This is a genomic window from Croceicoccus hydrothermalis (genome assembly GCF_022378335.1).
GTDB lineage: Bacteria > Pseudomonadota > Alphaproteobacteria > Sphingomonadales > Sphingomonadaceae > Croceicoccus > Croceicoccus hydrothermalis.
This window is the reverse complement of record NZ_JAIQCI010000009.1, coordinates 1-17286: the sequence shown is the minus strand read 5'-3', so window position 1 is coordinate 17286 and position 17286 is coordinate 1. Positions and strand designations below refer to the sequence as shown.

Annotated in this window: 15 protein-coding genes and 1 tRNA gene; 11 read left to right on the top strand and 5 right to left on the bottom strand. The window is 61.3% G+C overall.

Annotated features, from left to right (window positions below; all coding sequences use genetic code 11):
- Positions 1 to 30: 30 nt before the first annotated feature.
- The 3 genes from pth to K4G67_RS08215 all read left to right on the top strand — a co-directional run bounded on the left by pth (position 31) and on the right by K4G67_RS08215 (position 2715).
- Positions 31 to 600, top strand: coding sequence for an aminoacyl-tRNA hydrolase (gene pth, locus K4G67_RS08225; RefSeq protein WP_239805908.1), 570 nt, complete (start codon positions 31 to 33; stop codon positions 598 to 600).
- 97 nt (positions 601 to 697) lie between these two features.
- Positions 698 to 1798, top strand: a complete 1101-nt coding sequence (gene ychF, locus K4G67_RS08220) for a redox-regulated ATPase YchF (protein WP_239805907.1) — start codon at positions 698 to 700, stop codon at positions 1796 to 1798.
- A gap of 107 nt (positions 1799 to 1905) precedes the next feature.
- Positions 1906 to 2715, top strand: coding sequence for a DUF1206 domain-containing protein (locus K4G67_RS08215; RefSeq protein ID WP_239805906.1), 810 nt, complete (start codon positions 1906 to 1908; stop codon positions 2713 to 2715).
- A 329-nt stretch (positions 2716 to 3044) separates the two neighbouring features.
- Here K4G67_RS08215 and K4G67_RS08210 read toward each other — a convergent pair whose 3' ends face one another.
- Together K4G67_RS08210 and mutL are read right to left on the bottom strand one after the other, a co-directional pair.
- Entirely contained in the window at positions 3045 to 3509 is a 465-nt protein-coding gene (locus K4G67_RS08210; protein ID WP_239805905.1) for a hypothetical protein, read from the bottom strand.
- A 68-nt stretch (positions 3510 to 3577) separates the two neighbouring features.
- Positions 3578 to 5416 carry a DNA mismatch repair endonuclease MutL gene (gene mutL / locus K4G67_RS08205; RefSeq protein WP_239805904.1) on the bottom strand — a complete coding sequence of 613 codons (1839 nt, stop codon included), beginning with the start codon at positions 5414 to 5416 and terminating at the stop codon, positions 3578 to 3580.
- 202 nt (positions 5417 to 5618) lie between these two features.
- Between mutL and K4G67_RS08200 the strand changes: the two genes are divergently transcribed.
- The 7 genes from K4G67_RS08200 to K4G67_RS08170 all read left to right on the top strand — a co-directional run bounded on the left by K4G67_RS08200 (position 5619) and on the right by K4G67_RS08170 (position 12881).
- Positions 5619 to 6665, top strand: coding sequence for a rod shape-determining protein (locus K4G67_RS08200; protein ID WP_239805903.1), 1047 nt, complete (start codon positions 5619 to 5621; stop codon positions 6663 to 6665).
- A 39-nt stretch (positions 6666 to 6704) separates the two neighbouring features.
- Positions 6705 to 7586, top strand: a complete 882-nt coding sequence (gene mreC, locus K4G67_RS08195) for a rod shape-determining protein MreC (protein WP_239805902.1) — start codon at positions 6705 to 6707, stop codon at positions 7584 to 7586.
- Entirely contained in the window at positions 7583 to 8140 is a 558-nt protein-coding gene (gene mreD, locus K4G67_RS08190) for a rod shape-determining protein MreD (RefSeq protein ID WP_239805901.1), read from the top strand. The genes mreC and mreD overlap by 4 nt, the downstream gene beginning before the upstream one ends.
- The gene (gene mrdA / locus K4G67_RS08185; protein WP_239805900.1) at positions 8140 to 10239 is read left to right on the top strand and encodes a penicillin-binding protein 2; all 2100 of its coding nucleotides are present in this window, start codon (positions 8140 to 8142) and stop codon (positions 10237 to 10239) included. The genes mreD and mrdA overlap by 1 nt, the downstream gene beginning before the upstream one ends.
- A complete protein-coding gene (gene rodA / locus K4G67_RS08180) occupies positions 10239 to 11354 on the top strand; it encodes a rod shape-determining protein RodA (RefSeq protein WP_239805899.1) in 1116 nt (371 codons plus the stop codon). Before mrdA ends, rodA begins: the two co-directional genes overlap by 1 nt.
- A 109-nt stretch (positions 11355 to 11463) precedes the next feature.
- Positions 11464 to 11539 (top strand) — tRNA-Lys (locus tag K4G67_RS08175).
- Positions 11540 to 11951: 412 nt separating this feature from the next.
- A complete protein-coding gene (locus K4G67_RS08170) occupies positions 11952 to 12881 on the top strand; it encodes a HEPN domain-containing protein (protein ID WP_239805898.1) in 930 nt (309 codons plus the stop codon).
- Positions 12882 to 12946: 65 nt separating this feature from the next.
- On the opposite strand, the gene K4G67_RS08165 is transcribed toward K4G67_RS08170, so the two are convergent.
- Positions 12947 to 13189 carry a hypothetical protein gene (locus K4G67_RS08165; protein ID WP_239805897.1) on the bottom strand — a complete coding sequence of 81 codons (243 nt, stop codon included), beginning with the start codon at positions 13187 to 13189 and terminating at the stop codon, positions 12947 to 12949.
- 61 nt (positions 13190 to 13250) lie between these two features.
- On the opposite strand from K4G67_RS08165, the gene K4G67_RS08160 reads away from it, so the two are divergent.
- On the top strand, positions 13251 to 13847 hold the full coding sequence (locus K4G67_RS08160; RefSeq protein WP_239805896.1) for an SOS response-associated peptidase: 597 nt from the start codon (positions 13251 to 13253) through the stop codon (positions 13845 to 13847).
- A gap of 819 nt (positions 13848 to 14666) precedes the next feature.
- Here the strand turns inward: K4G67_RS08160 and K4G67_RS08155 are convergent.
- Positions 14667 to 16508 (bottom strand): ATP-binding protein, encoded by a 1842-nt coding sequence (locus K4G67_RS08155; RefSeq protein ID WP_239805895.1) that lies wholly within the window; start codon positions 16506 to 16508, stop codon positions 14667 to 14669.
- Positions 16505 to 17286: SIR2 family protein (locus K4G67_RS08150; protein WP_239805894.1), on the bottom strand; the 782-nt coding region annotated here is incomplete at its 5' end. The genes K4G67_RS08150 and K4G67_RS08155, both read right to left, overlap by 4 nt.

Sequence of the window (17286 nt, the reverse complement as noted above, 5' to 3'; positions counted from 1 at the left end):
TTTTGGCCGCGGCTGGGATAGGAAAACGCCATGCAATTATGGACAGGTCTTGGCAATCCGGGCGCGAAATACGCGCTGAACCGGCACAATGTCGGTTTCATGGCGCTTGACACGATTGCCGACATGCATGGCTTCGGCCCGGTGCAGAAGAAGTTTTCCGGCTGGTTGCAGGAAGGCCGTATCGGCGCGCATCGTATCCTGCTGCTTAAACCCGCGACCTATATGAACGAGAGCGGGCGTTCGGTTGCCGAAGCGATGCGCTTCTACAAGCTGGAGATCGACGCGCTCACCGTCTTTCACGACGAACTCGACCTCGACCCCATGCGCGTGAAGGTGAAGCAGGGCGGCGGCACGGCGGGGCATAACGGGCTGCGCAGTATCGACAGCCATATGGGCCGCGAATTCACCCGTGTGCGGCTCGGCATCGGCCATCCGGGATCGAAAGACCGGGTTACCGGCCATGTCCTCGGCAATTATGCCAAGGTGGAGATGGACGATCTTGCCGCGATGCTCGGCGCGGTCGCGGCGGAGGCGGAATGGCTGGCCAGGGGCGATGGCGAGCGGTTCATGAATGACGTCGCGATGCGGCTGAACGGCTGAGGCATCAAGAACGCGGTATCGGCCGCAATATCTGTTTTCTGGCCATGTCCCGCCGATCCGGCTATGGGCGCGGCTCAATTCTTGACCGGAGTTTTCGATGGGTTTTCGTTGCGGCATCGTCGGCCTTCCCAATGTGGGCAAATCGACCCTTTTCAACGCGCTGACCGAAACGCAGGCGGCGCAGGCGGCGAACTATCCGTTCTGCACCATCGAACCCAATGTCGGACAGGTCGGCGTGCCCGATGAACGGCTCGACAAGATTGCGGGTATCGCGGGGTCGGCCAAGACCATCCCGACGCAGCTTGCCTTCGTCGACATCGCCGGTCTGGTAAAGGGCGCGTCCAAGGGCGAAGGGCTGGGCAATCAGTTCCTCGGCAATATTCGCGAGGTGGACGCGATCGTGCACGTGCTGCGCTGTTTCGAGGATGACGATATTCAGCATGTCGCCAACAAGGTCGATCCGCTCGCCGATGCTGAGGTGGTCGAGACCGAATTGCTGATGGCCGATCTCGAAAGCCTGGAAAAGCGAGTGCCCGCCGCCGAAAAGCGTGCGAAGACCGGTGACAAGGAGATGAAGATCGCGGCCAGCGTGCTGGGACAGGCGCTCGAACTCCTGCGCGAAGGGAAGCCCGCCCGCCTTACCGAACCGAAGGACGAGGAAGAGGCGCGCGTCTTCGGCCAAGCGCAATTGCTGACCGCCAAACCCGTGCTCTACGTCTGCAACGTGGCCGAGGACGAGGCCGCGACCGGCAATGCGATGGCGGAAAAAGTGTTCGCCAAGGCCGAGGCCGAGGGCGCGCAGGCCGTCGTCGTCTCCGCCGCGATCGAGGCGGAGCTTGTCGGCATGAATGGCGAGGAACGCGCCGAATATCTCGCCGAGCTGGGGCTGGAGGAAACGGGGCTCGCCCGCGTGATTCGCGCAGGATACCAGCTGCTCGGCCTGCAGACGTTCTTTACCGCCGGGCCGAAGGAAACGCGGGCATGGACCGTGGCCAAGGGGGCAAAGGCACCGCAGGCCGCCGGCGAGATCCACACCGATTTCGAGCGCGGCTTCATCCGGGCCGAAACCATCGCCTACGACGATTACGTGACGCTGGGCGGTGAAAGCGCGGCGCGCGAGGCGGGCAAGCTGCGGCAGGAAGGCAAGGAATATATCGTCAATGACGGCGACGTGATGCTGTTCAAGTTCAACGTATGAACCATCCGGAAAATCAATTGCTTCCACAGTTTAATTAACATCGGATTGGCCAGCGGGCACCATTTCGGGCCACCACCGTTGTCACACCATCAGAAGGGGAACTGACAATGGTAGACAAGTCCGAAAAATTCCGCTGGCTCGTGCGCCTCGGCTTTGCCGCGCGGGGCGTGGTCTATATTCTCATCGGCTATCTGTTCCTGTCCACCACCGGACAGGGCCAGGCCGACGATGGCGCGAGCGGTGCGTTCGACTATCTGCAGGATATTCCGCTCGGCACGCCGATCCTGTATCTGTGTGCGCTGGGCCTCCTGGGCTATGCGCTGTACCGGCTGTGCAGCCCGTTGTTCGACATCGAACATTACGGCAGCGACAAGAAGGGCATCGCCCACCGTGTCGGGCACGGCGCGAGCGGTATCGCGCATCTCGTGCTCGCCTATACCGCGTTCCAATTCGCGCAGGGTGACAAGCAGTCGTCGGGCGGAGCCAGCGGCGCCGAACAGGCGACCGGCACCGTCCTGTCGATGGGTTTCGGCCCGGCGATCATCGGCATCGTGGGGCTCGGCTTCCTGATCGCCGGCGTCATGCAGGGCAAGAAAGCGATCACCGGCGATTTCATGAACCGCATTTCGGGCCGGGCGCCCGATTTCACGAAATATCTCGGCCATGCGGGCTATGCCGCGCGGGCCGTGGTGTTTGTCGTCATCGGCTGGTCGCTGGTGCAGTCGGCTTGGCTGGACAGCTCTTCGCAGGTAAAATCGCTGGGCGGCGCGGTTGCATCGCTTCGTGATGACGGCATCTGGTTTACGCTGGTGGCGATCGGCTTGCTGCTTTTCGGCGTGTTCAGCCTCGTGATGGCGCGTTATCGCGTGGTCCCCGACCTTGGCCCCGACGGGCTGAAGCCGGCCTACCGCCTCTGATCTGACGCGATCCTGCGATGTGACGCCCCATGCCTGCCGATCGGCGAGCGTGGGGCGGCATGGCGAAGGGAACTTTGAACGCGGGCGTCCTCACCCAATACGATGCTCTGGTTCGAAGACTTTCGCGTCGTGGAGAAGGCCGCGACGATCTACGCCGGTCTTTGTCCCCCCTACCCCCGAAACCCGGTGCACCAGGTGACGAAAACCTTCAAAACGCGTAGCAGCACCGCGATGCTATAAAGCGGAACAGTCGCGACAGGGGGCAAGCTATCCAATCCGGTGAAGTTATCGCTCCACCGCGCTGTCCTCCCGCAGGCCGCACGCTCAGATCAGCTCCCGCATTGCAACGTGCCGCTTTCTTCGTAGACCGGGCGGTTTCGCCCATCGACGACCGCGATCGAACCGTTCCAGCTTACCCTCGATATGCCGTCCTGCGGCGCCTCCCCTTCGGGCTGCGCGATACGGATGGCATATTCGCGGCCGTCATATTGCGCCCATGTGCCAAGCGGCATCGCGGCCGAACCCTTGTCCGCGGCGAAGCTGACAATCTTGCCGTCCAGCTTCATATAGGCGCGGTCGGGCATCGCCATCATCATCACCGCCATACCATTGCCCGGTGCAAAGGCGCAGGATACGCCGAACAGATTATTGTCCTCCACATCGGAGTAGCTGATCCGCTCCGGCGCGATCGGCATGACCGGCGGCGTGTCATGGGTGGCGCGGATCTTCGCGACATCGGCCGCGTCCCGGGCCGGATCGAACGATGCGCCATCGCCGCAGGCCGCCAGGGCCACGGTTAGAAGGGCGAGGGCCCCAAAACGGCCAAAAGTATGGATCGGGGTCTTCATCGCGGCATTCTCCCTCATTTCCGCCCGAACAGCTTTTCCACGTCCGACATCGACAGCTTTACCCAGGTCGGACGACCATGATTGCACTGACCCGAACGCGGCGTGCGCTCCATCTCGCGCAGCAAGGCGTTCATCTCCGTCACATTGAGCCGCCGCCCCGCGCGCACCGAACCATGGCACGCCATCGTCGCCAACACGAGATCGAGCCTTTCTTCAAGCAGGAGCGCGTCGCCGTTCACCGCGATATCGTCGGCAATATCCTGCAACAGCTTTGCCGGATCGCCGCCGCGAATGGCACCGGGCATCGCGCGTACGAGCATCGCGTCCGGCCCGAACCGTTCCACGACAAGACCCAGGGTGCCGAGCTTTTCAGCCGCGCCCTCGATACGGTCGCAATCGGTTTCGTCGAGTTCCACGACCTGCGGGATGAGCAGCGCCTGCGAACGGCGCGCGCCCTCCCCCGCCCCTGCGGCGCGCAGCCGTTCGAGCACGAGCCGTTCGTGGGCGGCGTGCTGATCGACGAGCACGAGCCCGTCCTCCGCCTCCGCGACGATATAGGTTTCGGCGACCTGCCCGCGCGCGATCCCCATGGGAAAGCGGGCGGCATCCTGCGGCGCTTCCTCCGCGGTTTCGGCGCGGCCCTGCGGCTCGAAAACGGGCGCGGCATTTTCGCCCGCATGGCCGTGCGGGCGCGTGTTGGCCGTGGGAAAGGCACCGAACTCGGCCACGCGTTCCTTTACCGCGAAGGCGCTTCCTTTCGTGGAAAGATCGGTTTGCGCATGAAGCTCGGCCTGCCACGGCTCGCTTTGCCAGGCGCGCATGGCGCTTTGCGACGGGGTCTGCGCACTGCGCCGGTCGCCGGTGTCGAGCGCCTGGCGAAGCCCGCTCACGATCATGCCGCGAATGGCCTGCGGGTCGCGAAAGCGCACCTCGGTCTTCGCCGGGTGCACGTTCACGTCCACCAGATGCGCCGGTATGTCGAGGAAAAGCGCCAGCACCGCGTGCCGGTCGCGCGCCAGCATGTCGGCATAGGCACCGCGCACCGCCCCTGTCAGCAGGCGATCCTTCACCGGGCGGCCATTCACGAACAGATACTGATGATCGGCGACGCCGCGATTATAGGTCGGCAGGCCGGCCAGCCCGGTCAGCCGCACCGGTTCGTCCACCTGTCCGCGCGTGCAATCGATGGCGACCGCATTGTCGGCAAGCTCCCGCGCGATGAGGCGGCTTACCCGCGTGCCAAGATCTTCGTCCGGCTGCACCGCGAATATCCGGCGCCCTTCATTGCTCAATGTAAAGCCGATCGCCGGCCGCGCCATGGCGAGACGGCGCATGATATCGTGACACGCGCCATATTCGCTGCGCGCGGTGCGCAGGAACTTGCGGCGGGCGGGAACCCTGGCGAACACATTCTCGACCCGGATGCGGGTGCCGGGGGGCAATGCTGCGGGTTCGTCGGCAATCGTCTCGCCGTGATCGACCACGCGCCGCCAGCCCTGCGATGCGGAGCGCGGCCTGCTCTCGATGGTCAGACGCGCGACGCTGGCGATGGATGGCAGGGCCTCCCCGCGAAAGCCGAGCGTCGCGACTTCCTCGATCGCCTCGTCCGGCAATTTCGACGTCGCATGGCGTTCAAGCGCGAGGGCGATCTCCTCCGGCGTCATGCCGATGCCGTCGTCCGTCACCTCGATTCCCTTAAGGCCGCCCTGCTCCAGCGTGACGGAAATCTGCCGCGCGCCCGCATCGATGGCGTTCTCCACCAACTCCTTGAGCGCGGCGGCAGGGCGTTCGACCACCTCGCCCGCGGCGATGCGATTGATCAGGCTTTCGGGAAGGCGACGGATGCGGGCCATGGTTCGGTTCGTGATAACGCCAACTGTTGTGAATATCGAGTTGACCCCTGTGGAAAAACCATGGCGGCAAGGTTAAAAAGATTTTCCCATACGGCCCCTGTATCGTCTAGGGCGATGCGCGAGTCCCCGATTGCGGTCGCCTGCCGGCCATGCGATGGATTCGGCTGGCGCAGCAGTAGATTTCACGGAAACGATTTTCACTATGGCTTCATTCCTTTCCCGCCTCTTTCAATTCGGGTCGCAGAACATGGCGATCGATCTCGGCACGGCGAACACGCTGGTCTATGTCGAGGGGCGCGGCATCGTGCTGAACGAACCGTCGGTCGTGGCGATCGAAACGATGAACGGCATCAAGAAGGTGAAAGCCGTCGGCGACGACGCCAAGATGATGATGGGCAAGACGCCCGACACGATCGAGGCGATCCGCCCGCTTCGCGACGGGGTCATCGCCGACATCGAAGTTGCCGAACAGATGATCAAATATTTCATCAAGAAGGTACATTCGAAGCGTAACATCCTGAAATATCCCGAAATCGTCATCTGCGTGCCGAGCGGTTCGACCTCGGTCGAGCGGCGCGCCATCCGCGATGCGGCGTCCAACGCCGGGGCAAGCCAGGTCTATCTCATCCTCGAGCCGATGGCCGCTGCGATCGGCGCCGGCATGCCAGTGACCGAACCTGTCGGCTCCATGGTGGTTGACATCGGCGGCGGCACGACCGAAGTTGCGGTCCTGTCGCTGCGCGGGCTGGCCTATACCACCAGCGTGCGCGTCGGCGGCGACAAGATGGACGAAGCGATCGTCTCCTATGTCCGGCGGCATCACAATCTGCTCATCGGCGATTCGACGGCGGAGCGGATCAAGAAAGGCTATGCCACCGCCATCGTTCCCGAGGATGGAGAAGGCGCAAAGATCCACATTCGCGGCCGCGACCTGGTGAATGGCGTGCCCAAGGAAATCACGATCAACCAGGCGAATATCGCCGAGGCCCTGTCCGAACCGATCGGCGCCATTGTCGAGGCGGTGCGGATCGCGCTCGAAAACACGGCGCCCGAACTTGCCGCGGACATCGTCGATCAGGGCATCGTTCTGACGGGCGGCGGCGCGCTGATCGCAGGGCTGGACGAATATCTGCGTGAGGAAACCGGACTGCCGGTGACCGTCGCCGAAGATCCGCTGTCCTGCGTGGCACTGGGCACCGGACGCGCTCTGGAAGAGGCTGTGTATCGCGGCGTGCTCGAGACGGCCTGAACCGGACGTCGCACGCACTAACGAGGAGGGAGCGGACAGATGGCGCCGCCGATGGATCGGCGTCCGGGATTTTCCAAAAGGGCGCAGTTCTCAATTTTCACGAGCTATGTCGCGGCCGTGGTTGGCGGGATGCTGGGGCTTGTCCTGCTGATCGTATCGCTGTTTCACCCGTCCGCATTCGCCTTTGCCCGCACCGCGGCCACCGATGTTGCCGAACCGGTCGGGCAGGCGTCCGCCATCGGACGCTCCAACGGCAAGTCGGTGATCGACGTGGTCGCCGGCTATATCGAGGCGGGGAGCAAGAACGCCGCCCTGCGCGAGGAATTGCGCGTCGCCCGCAGCCGCCTTGCCGAGGCCGAGGCGATCGAGGAAGAGAACCGCCGGTTGAAACGCGTGCTGAACATGCGCGAAACCGATGGCCGCGCCATCGCTGCCTCCCGCCTCATCGGATCGACCGCCACGAGCAGCCGCCGCCTTGCCCTTGTCGGCGCGGGACGGCGGGACGGCGTCAGAGTGGGTCAGCCGGTCCGATCGCCGACGGGCCTCGTCGGCCGCGTGCTGGAGGTTGGATCGCGCACCGCACGTATCCTGCTCATCACCGATAGCGAGAGCGTCGTGCCGGTGCGCCGTACGCGCGGAAACGTTGCGGGTTTCGCCCAGGGTCAGGCGGATGGAACGCTTATCGTCCGGCTGATCGAGATGGGCATCAATCCGCTGAAAAAAGGCGACGTGCTCGTCACCTCGGGTTCCGGCGGACTGTATCGGCCGAACGTGCCCGTCGCGGTGGTCAGGGATGTCACGCGCGATGGTGCGGTCGCGCGCATCATCTCGGACCCGGCGGCGACCGAATTCGTCACGATTCAGCCGATCTGGCAACCGGTGACGGACCTGCCGCCGCCGCGCCCCGCGCCCGGCGAATGAGCCTCGCCGGCGACAGGCTGCCCGGATCGGGCCTTTTTTCGCGGCGCATCAATCGTGCGCCGTCGCGCATTCTCGCGACCATCGTCCCCTGGATCAGCGTGGCGCTGCTCTCCCTCGTCCCGCTGTCGCCGATCATCGCATCGGCGCCGGTGGTGCCGCCGCTCGCCTTCATGCTGCTGGTGAGCTGGCAATTGTTGCGGCCGGGCCTGTTGCCGGTGTGGGCCGGGTTTCCGCTCGGCCTGATCGACGATCTTTACAGCGGACAGCCATTTGGCAGTGCTATGTTCCTGTGGTCCGTCACCATGATCGTGATGGACATGGTCGACGATTGGGCACGGTGGCGCGGGTTCTGGCAGGACTGGATGGTGGCAAGTCTCGCTTTCGCTTCCTATCTCGCTCTGGCCATGGCCATTGCCGCGCTTGCCGGCGGGCCATTCGATCTGTCGCTCATCGTTCCGCAATTGCTGTTGTCGCTCATCATGTTCCCGCTTTTCACCCGCATCGTTGCCGTTCTCGACATGCTTCGTCGCGCTCGCGTAAAGGTGGTCGGCTGATGGCGTTCGGCTTTGGCAAGCGCGTCGCGAAACCCGAACAGAGGGTCAGCGCGGGCGAACTCAACAATCGCTTCGACCGGCGAACCTTCTTCATCGGCGCGGTTCAGGGCGGCATCGGCCTTTTGCTGGCCGGGCGGATGACCTATCTCGCCGTGGCGCAGAACGAAAAATACGAGCTGGCCTCGGAAAGCAACCGGGTCGATCTCACGCTCATCCCGCCGCGCCGCGGGTGGATTCTCGATCGTGACGGGGTGCCGCTTGCCTCCAACCGGGCCGATTTTCGCGTCGATCTCATCCCCGACCGCATCGTCGATGTGGATCAGACGTTGCAGGTGCTGGGCGATGTGCTCGCACTCACCCCCGCAGGGATCACCGATCTTCGCGACAAGATCGAATCGACCAGCGGTTTCCGCCCGGTCGAGGTCGCGACCGGCGTCGATTGGGAGCAGTTCGCGGCGTTGTCGGTTCGGCTGCCCGATCTCCCCGGTGTGGTACCGCAGCGCGGTTTTTCGCGCTATTACCCCACCGGCCCCGCCGTCGGCCACCTGCTCGGCTATGTCGGCACGGTGTCGGCGGAAGAGTACGAGGAGGAGCCGGAGCCGCTGCTCATCACGCCCGGCTTCAAGATCGGCAAGGACGGCGTCGAGAAATATTTCGAGCATACGCTGCGCGGCGAACCGGGCGCCCGCCGCGCCGAGGTCACCGCGAGCGGCAAGATCGTACGCGATCTCGACATGCGCGAGGATGTGCAGGGCGATCCGGTGCAGCTCACCATCGACGGCCCGTTGCAGGATTACGCGGCGCGGCGGCTCGGCCCCGAATCCGGGTCGGTCGTGGTCATGGATTTGAAGAACGGCGACATTCTCGCCGCGTCCTCCATGCCGAGTTTCGACCCCAACAGCTTTTCCGATGGCATCGGCCGCATCGAATGGAAAATGCTGTCCGAAGACGACCATGTTCCTTTGCGAAACAAGGTGTTGAGCGGGCTTTATCCGCCCGGTTCCACGGTGAAACCCTTCGTGTCGCTGGCTTTTCTCGAAGGCGGGCTGGACCCTGAGGAATCGGTGGTTTGCAATGGCGGACTGCGCGTGGGCAATCGCGTGTTTCGCTGCTGGAACCGGCGCGGCCACGGGCGCACCAACATGGCAAAGGGCATTTATCAAAGCTGCGACGTCTATTTCTACTATTTCGCGCAGCGCATCGGCATGGAGCGGATTGCCAACATGGCGCGGCGCCTGGGGCTCGGCTATCAATACCCGCTCCCCGTCGCGAGCCAATCCTATGGCACGGTGCCCGACCCGGCCTGGAAGCTGAAAAAATACGACAAGGAATGGCAGACCTTCGATACGGTGAATGCCACCATCGGACAGGGCTACATGCTGGTAAATCCGCTGCAGCAGGCGGTGATGACCTCCCGCATCGCGAGCGGTTTGCGGATACAGCCGCGCCTGCTCCTCGAAAACGCGCCCCGCCCCGCGCCCTCGCTGAACCTGCCCGAAGAACATCTGCAGGTCGTGCGACAGGCGATGCGCGACGTTGTGAACGGTCCCGGCACTGCGGGACGCGCACGCCTGCCCATCGACGGGATCGAGCTTGCCGGAAAGACCGGTACGGCGCAGGTCGTCTCGCTCGCCTATGGTCGCGGGGGGCGCGACGTGCCCTGGAAGTATCGTGACCACGGGCATTTCATCTGTTTCGCACCGGCGGACAAGCCGCGCTACGCCTGTGCCGTGGCGATCGAACACGGGGCCGGTTCGTCCTCCGCCTATCCGGTGGCGCGCGATGTCATGACCTTCCTGTTCGATGCGAACAAGGCGCTCGAAGTGCTTCATAACTATGAAAAAGAATGGGGCGGTACGGCACAGGAACGGCTGTCCCGCAAATACGCCGCCTATGAACAGGCCTATGGCGGCGCGGCCCCGAAACCGGAACAGGGCGAAATACAGGACGCGGTCGAAGAAGGCCGCCGCCCTGCCCCCAGCCCCAGCCCGGTCGACGCCGCCGGCGCCCCCCGCCCCCCCGAAGGCGACACCCCCGATGCCGGTGCGGACAGCCCGGCCGGCGGGGGGGACACGCCGGACACCGGGGCGACGGATTGATGGCACGCGCGTCGGTTCCCGCCTTTATCGCACGCGAACCGTGGGGGGTGATCCTTCCGCTCACCGCGCTCGTCCTGTTTGGCGCGGCGGTCCTGTATTCGGCAGCGGGAGGCAATTTGTGGCCCTGGTCGCTGCTCCACGTCGTTCGGTTCGGCGTTTTTCTGACGATGGCATTCGTCATTTCGCGTTTCTCAATGGACTTCATCAAGGCGATCGCCGTGCCTGTCTATGTCCTGCTCGTGTTGCTGCTGATGGCGGTGGAGGCGATGGGCTTCGTGGGGGGTGGCAGTCAGCGATGGCTCAATCTCGGTTTCATGACGTTGCAGCCATCGGAGCTGATGAAGCCTGGCATCGTCCTGATTCTTGCGCGGCTTTATGACCTTCTTCCGGGCGGGCACGTGCAGAATTTCAAATCGCTGCTACCTCCCGCCTTCCTTATCGGACTTCCGGTGGGGCTTGTGCTGTTGCAACCCGATCTTGGCACCAGTCTGGCGATCATGTTCGGGGCGGTGGTCGTCATGTTTCTGGCCGGGTTGCCGATGGCGTGGTTCGTGACCGTCGGCGTGGCCGGTATGGCAGCCATTCCGGCGCTGTTCTTCTTTGCCCTTCACCCGTATCAGCAAAAGCGCGTTCTGACCTTCCTCGATCCCGAAAGCGATCCGCTTGGCGCGGGGTATCACATAACGCAGTCGCAGATCGCGATCGGATCCGGTGGTTTTTTCGGAAAGGGTTTTGGCAATGGCACGCAAAGCCATCTGAACTATCTTCCCGAACCGCACACCGATTTCGTTTTCGCGACAATGGCCGAAGAATGGGGCATGGCCGGCGGATTCTTCGTCATTTTCGTGTTCGGTTTGCTGTTGCGGTGGGGTTTGAAGGTGGCGATCGGCGCGCCGGACCGCTTCTCCCGCCTGTTGGCCGCCGGCATGACTGCGACGATCTTTTTCTACACTGCGGTCAATCTCATGATGGTCATGGGACTCGCGCCGGTTGTCGGCATTCCCCTGCCTTTCATGAGCCATGGCGGTTCTTCGATGATGACGATCATGATCTGCGTGGGGCTGATCATGGCCGTAAATCGGTGGAGTCAGCGCCGCGTCAGCAATTTTGACTAAATACGCGAGAAACCCCCTTTTCACCGTCGCGACAATGTGTATACGGAGCGCTCCCGCAGCGGATCGGACGATCCGAACCGCTGACGGTCTGTCCGAAACGCGACAGAGTGGACGCATAGCTCAGTTGGTAGAGCAGCTGACTCTTAATCAGCGGGTCCTAGGTTCGAGCCCTAGTGCGTCCACCAAACCTTTCAAAGACTTAAGGCCGATATTACACCCCTTCCCAATGGGTGTCGAGGGCCGTTTAATCACCACGTAATCAAGCGGCCTCGTGCAGTGGCGTAAGAGCCCCGGAAACTCTGGCGTAGCGCAGAGTACTTGAGGCGCGCTTTGTCGGGATTTCGTCTCCCCGCTCGAATTCCCGCACATCCGAATGTGATCCCGAATGAAGGGGAAATTTCCATCCAATTTCGTCCGGATTCATCCGGTGCCAACGTCCTACAGCGCTCCTCCTCGCCCCCTCCCCAATTCTTGGTATTGACGGACGGTGCTCGCGGTGAATCACTATCAGCGAGCAAACGTCCTGGAGTTTTTTGGATGAGGATTAGCCGCGATGCATAGGTGCAAGCTTCACAGCAGCTTGCTAGGCATAGACCGATGAAGACCGACCTCGATCACCTGCCTCCGCAAAAGCAGCGCGAGCTGGAGCGCGTTTTGCAGTTGATTTTCGAAGAGTTCGAAGATGCATTCGCACTGGCCAAGCACGACTGGAAGAAGGCCGGGCGTATCCTCAAGGTCATCCTTTACGGAAGCTACGCACGCGGCACCTGGGTCGACGAGCCGCATACCGCCAAAGGCTACCAGTCGGATTATGATTTGCTCATCATCGTCAATGACAAGCGGCTCACCGACAGAGTGAAATATTGGGCAAAGCTCGATGACCGCCTGATGCGCGAATACGGCGTGACGGGCACGCTCCACACGCCGGTTAATTTCATCGTGCATACTCTCCAAGAGGTGAACGACGGCCTCGCGCATGGCCGTTATTTCTTCATGGACGTGAAGCAGGATGGAGTCGCGCTCTACCAGTCGGACGACACCGAGCTGCATACTCCTAAGCCGAAGACACCCCCGCAAGCGCAGGCGATGGCGCAGGAGTATTTCGACGAGTGGTTCCCGAGCGCCAGCCGCTTCAAGAAAGCAGCAGAATTTCTGGTTGGCGAAGGTGGCCTACGTGAGGCTGCGTTCAACATGCACCAAGCCACTGAGCGGCTCTATCATTGCGTGCTCCTGGTCTGCACGTTCTACACGCCTCACGTTCACAACCTCGGTTTTCTGCGCACTCAGGCCGAGCGCATCGACCCTCGCCTGACTTACGTCTGGCCGCGCGAAACGAAGCGCGACCGCGCGCGCTTCGAGAAGCTCAAGGAAGCCTATGTGAAAGCGCGCTACAGCAAACACTACCGTATCACGCCAGAGGAGCTCGAATGGCTCGGTGAGCAGGTCGAGGAGCTGGGTCGCGTCGTCCACGAAGTTTGTTCTGAGCGATTAGAAAAACTCAAAGCCGACGCCGGAAAAGGCTCTTAGACAATTGCCGGGTTGGCTTGCCTCGCTAGGATTGCTGAGCGTCACACCCACTCACCTGTTCTGTTTCAGGAAAAAGCGGCCTCTCCCGCCTCCCGGGTAATTTCATAAGGCCCGAGCGCCTCCACGATCCTTGCCGTGAGCGTATCGACCGCTTCGCGCCGGTTGAAGGCTCTCGTTGCTGAAAGCACGTCGCGGAGCGCGTAGGTCTCGGCCTTACCGAGCGCAGCCCCGATCACATGGTTAAGTTCATCATCGCTTGGTCGAATCAACATTTTTTGCGTTAGAACAAAACCGGAACTATTTGCCAATTCGAAACTTCCACCCTGCTTCCGATTGACAGCAAAACATGCTCCCGGCAGGCGCTTTGCGATGTGCAATCTCTACCGAATGACGAAGGCGAACGACGAGGTCGCGCGCTGGTTCAATGCAGTCGATCAGCTCGGCAACGCCAACTTTGGGACCGAAGTTTTTCCGGGATATCCCGGTGCTGTGATTGCAGATGGCAAGCTCTCGCAGATGACCTGGGGTTTCCCGTTGTCGCTCAAAAGCAAGCGCACCGGCGAGCCGCTCAAACCGAAGCCGGTCAACAACGCTCGCACCGACAAGCTCGACAGCTACATGTGGCGCTTCAGCTTCGAGGAGCGTCGCTGCCTCATTCCGCTGACGGCCTGGGCGGAAGCCGAGGGCACACCGGGAAGCAAGACGCGGACCTGGCTAAGTCGTCCCGATAGCGAATTGTTTGCAGCCGCAGGGCTCTGGCGCAACAGCGATGAGTGGGGTCTCGTCTACTCGATGGTGATGACCGACAGCGCAGGCGTTGCTGCGGAATGTCATTCACGCATGCCGGTACTGCTGTCGCAAAACGACTGGGCGAAATGGACCGACGGTTCGACAAGAGAGGCGCGTAGTCTTTGCAAGCCGTGGGTCGGTGAACTTGCAATCGAGAGGACTGATCAGCGCTGGTAGGACTACTTTCGGCCTGCGCTCACGCCGCTTTCAGTACACTTTAATCGTTGCGCTCGCCTCGCAACATCGACGCCACGTAATTGCAACTACGCTGCATCGCGTGCCGTTCAGATGAATTGTCCGTGGCCGTTTGGGGTGGGTAGGAAATAGGATGGCGAGATAAAAGCAGCGCCGTCGGACGGGCTGCAGGTGGTTGGTTTTGCTGATCATTTGCCGACTGCACCCAAGGTGCCCTGCTGGCCCTGCCCTCTGAAATCCTTTTGTTTTCAATGCAGAGTGCGACGGCGCCTCGCAGAATCGAGCAGCAATGCAACAAATGAGCTTCTGAGAAGAGGTCCGTACTCGTTCTTGGGGACACGTTCGGATGCACCTTGCGCACAGTTGCCTGAAGAGCGGCGCGCTAGCGTAGGAGGGGCGGTCCCGGCGTAGAAACGTCATGTGGCGCGGCAACCCGCGATCAAGCGATACTCGGTGTCGATGGCGGGCGGTCTGCTCCTCTCCATGATCCCCCAGGTCGGTCCGTCATCACCCGACAGATGAGATCTATGTCGGCTGTGCGCCCCTCATCCAGTCGTTCGCCCTCTGTCGTCAGTTTCTTGAAAGCGGGCATCGAGCGGATCATCGCCGAGCGTCAGCGACGTTGGCGCTGGACACAGTCTGGATTTGGACGGGAGAAGCAGAAAGCCGCACTCCGTTCAGGCAAGCAAGGGTGGCCCCTGCAAACCACTACCACGTTGAACGAGGAAACTAAATCGGTGGTTAGGGTCGCCAAAGCGGCCAACCGTTTTGCAGCTATCACGTGGTAGCAGCAAGCCGTGGTCAAGCGGTCATTCTCTCGACCACCCCCGTCAAGATTGCGTTGGTTGTGCCTTCGGACGACCAGCCTTCGGCAAATGAAATGTCATGGGAATTCGGCAACTGATCCTTTCTGAGAGTACGCAACCGAATTCTCGCTGGAATCGCCGCTGCCTCGCCGACGAAAAGCGCCTCCTGCCGAGGCAGAGACGAAAGTATTCTAGTCATGCCCGCCAAACTGTCCGGCAGGATTCGAGAAACGTGCTCTAGGTCGCTGCTGTTGGCCAGGCGTAGCACTATCCACGAATTACATTGCGAGATCACTGTGTCCTCGATGTCAGATGGTCGCTGCGAGACGAGCATCAGACCTAGACCGTATTTGCGCCCCTCGCGAGCCAATCGGCGGATGGCAGTCTGCGCCACTTCGTACTGAGCTTCGCCACGATTTGGCACATAGCGGTGGGCTTCCTCGCAGACGAAGAGCACCGGATCGCGTTCACGCTCCTCGCGGGTCTGATGAAGTTTATACTGGAATAGAAGTCGCGCGATCGCGCCGGTGAGAGGACCTGCCACTTCATTTGGCAAGCCTGAGATGTCCACGATCTTGAGACACGACTCTGCTTGTCCATCGACATTGAGAAATTGACCCAACACCTCGGTCAGTGATGGTGCCGCTTCGCTATGTTCTTCCATGAGGAAACGAACACGCGGGTCAGTCGTGAGAACGCGAAACTTATTCAGGATAGACGCATAGTCCTTTTGGAAGTCAGAAGCCGTAACATCGCCCCAGCCTCCACCTTGCGGTCGTTTTGCCTGCCGACCAACAATGTGAGCATGAAATTCAGCAAGCTTGAAGGGACGAGGCTTGTCACGGTCGAAGGAGACAATTTTGTCCTCCCCGACTCCCGGCATCGGCATCGGCTGCTCCGGGTGCTGACCGGCGGGCAAGTCGGCAGGGATATCCCCGAGTGCCGTCCGAGCGATGCCAGCACCCACCATTCTGGCGTGCGCTAAGGCCTTATAGACTGTGTTGGCCTGGGACGTGGCCTCGAACTCAGTCTTGCCGATAACCAAGGATCGGAGCTCATCGCTCGACATCAGCCAATACGGCAGTTTCAGCGTTTCGGCTCCCTCGGCATTCTGACCCAGCGCGTCATAAGCGCGATAAACCTTCGCCTTACCATGGAACGCGGAAGCGTATTCCCCATGAGGATCGACTAAGATGATACAGGGCCTGGTGCCCTTATCGGGATGACATTCGTGTTCAAGAACCGAATGCAGAACTGCAGCTACAGCGCTCGATTTGCCCGCGCCCGTTGAACCGAGGACTGCGCAGTGGTGGCCGAAGAGGCGGTCCATGTTGGCTCTGCAAGGTACGCGGGTCGCACCGACATAATTGCCGATCGGGACATGGCGGTCCGCCCCATCTTCGGCGGATTTTTCAGCGCTAATGAAAAGCTGCTCAGTCTCGTCCTTCGTTATCAGATGGACCGCTTGCAGGGGCAAGGGGTAGGTCGAAACACCCCGCTTAAAATTTAACTTCTTGTCTGCGGAGTTAAACCAAGCCTCTCCTAGAAGATCCGCTTCGATAACTCGACGGTCCTGATCGGCGGCTTTGCCTTGCAGCGCGAGTGAGGCGGTCTCCTCGTCTGACTGGAGTCTGAGCAGCTTGACCGTGGCGAAAATAATTCTCCGCCCGAGGTGCATTTTGATGATACTACCAATCTGTCCAACGTCGTAGACGCGTCCGCTGTGGCTCCGTGTAAGTTCGGTAATATCGCGTTTGAGGGTAACCTTTATCGCGTTCCCCGCGACTTCAAAAACCGTGCCGATTTCAAGATCGGCGTCTAGCGAGAACGCCATCATGCCATCGCCTCTTGAATATCATTGGGCAGACCTTCGCTGAACAGCTTGGATGCGCCCCCGAACGTCCACCAGTCGCGCTTTCCAGTCGCGCCTGGGAAAACGGGTCCCTCGCTTCCCTGATAGAGCCCCTTCGGGCTAGCAATAAACAGCTGATTTGCCCAAGAAGCTGTCATCCAGCGTTGGAGGGTCGGCGGCAATGTGTCGTTTGGTTCATCCGCAAAAGCAACAATCGTCAATTGATTCCTGCCCGATTCCATGGCCATTTCGATCTCAGCGTTGATGTGGTCATCCCCAAAAGAATATCCGCAGATCAGGAGCACATGATCACTGCCTTGGGATAATCTATTTCTAAACCGCTGAAAAAGTTCGGCGAATGGATCGCGCTGAGTGTTGATGTATTTCGTGGCCTGTGGATAGATCATCACCGCACCACCATGCGCTGGGTAAGTGTCGCCGTGCCTGATACGGAGCAAAGTCGCATTTCCTGCTTTTGGCCGATACCAGTCTATCGATCCGTGGAGCTTTGAGACGACGGCTCTTACCCCGGGACGATGATCATAGTGATTCATGTTCCAGAACCCCACACCGCCTCCGGTGAAGCCGTCCGCGAACTCAACGCCCGAGAGCGCCAAGGCATCTTCCAGGAGCGTATCGTAGTTGGTGGTGAAAAACTCTACCGGCGTGCGAACGAACTCTAGCCCGTCGTATTCACCAGGCGGGTTCGGAAGGGTTGGCGGGAGTGGCCTAAGCCTCTGATCTGAATTAGGAACTGGGTATC

Excerpts from the sequence above, each read along its gene's own strand:
- rodA (WP_239805899.1), top strand. The coding sequence starts at position 10,239 with ATGGCACGCGCGTCGGTTCCCGCCTTTATCGCACGCGAACCGTGGGGG.
- pth (WP_239805908.1), top strand. The coding sequence starts at position 31 with ATGCAATTATGGACAGGTCTTGGCAATCCGGGCGCGAAATACGCGCTG.
- K4G67_RS08200 (WP_239805903.1), top strand. The coding sequence starts at position 5,619 with ATGGCTTCATTCCTTTCCCGCCTCTTTCAATTCGGGTCGCAGAACATG.
- K4G67_RS08155 (WP_239805895.1), bottom strand. The coding sequence starts at position 16,508 with ATGATGGCGTTCTCGCTAGACGCCGATCTTGAAATCGGCACGGTTTTT.
- mrdA (WP_239805900.1), top strand. The coding sequence starts at position 8,140 with ATGGCGTTCGGCTTTGGCAAGCGCGTCGCGAAACCCGAACAGAGGGTC.
- mreC (WP_239805902.1), top strand. The coding sequence starts at position 6,705 with ATGGCGCCGCCGATGGATCGGCGTCCGGGATTTTCCAAAAGGGCGCAG.
- K4G67_RS08215 (WP_239805906.1), top strand. The coding sequence starts at position 1,906 with ATGGTAGACAAGTCCGAAAAATTCCGCTGGCTCGTGCGCCTCGGCTTT.
- K4G67_RS08170 (WP_239805898.1), top strand. The coding sequence starts at position 11,952 with ATGAAGACCGACCTCGATCACCTGCCTCCGCAAAAGCAGCGCGAGCTG.
- mutL (WP_239805904.1), bottom strand. The coding sequence starts at position 5,416 with ATGGCCCGCATCCGTCGCCTTCCCGAAAGCCTGATCAATCGCATCGCC.
- ychF (WP_239805907.1), top strand. The coding sequence starts at position 698 with ATGGGTTTTCGTTGCGGCATCGTCGGCCTTCCCAATGTGGGCAAATCG.
- K4G67_RS08160 (WP_239805896.1), top strand. The coding sequence starts at position 13,251 with ATGTGCAATCTCTACCGAATGACGAAGGCGAACGACGAGGTCGCGCGC.
- mreD (WP_239805901.1), top strand. The coding sequence starts at position 7,583 with ATGAGCCTCGCCGGCGACAGGCTGCCCGGATCGGGCCTTTTTTCGCGG.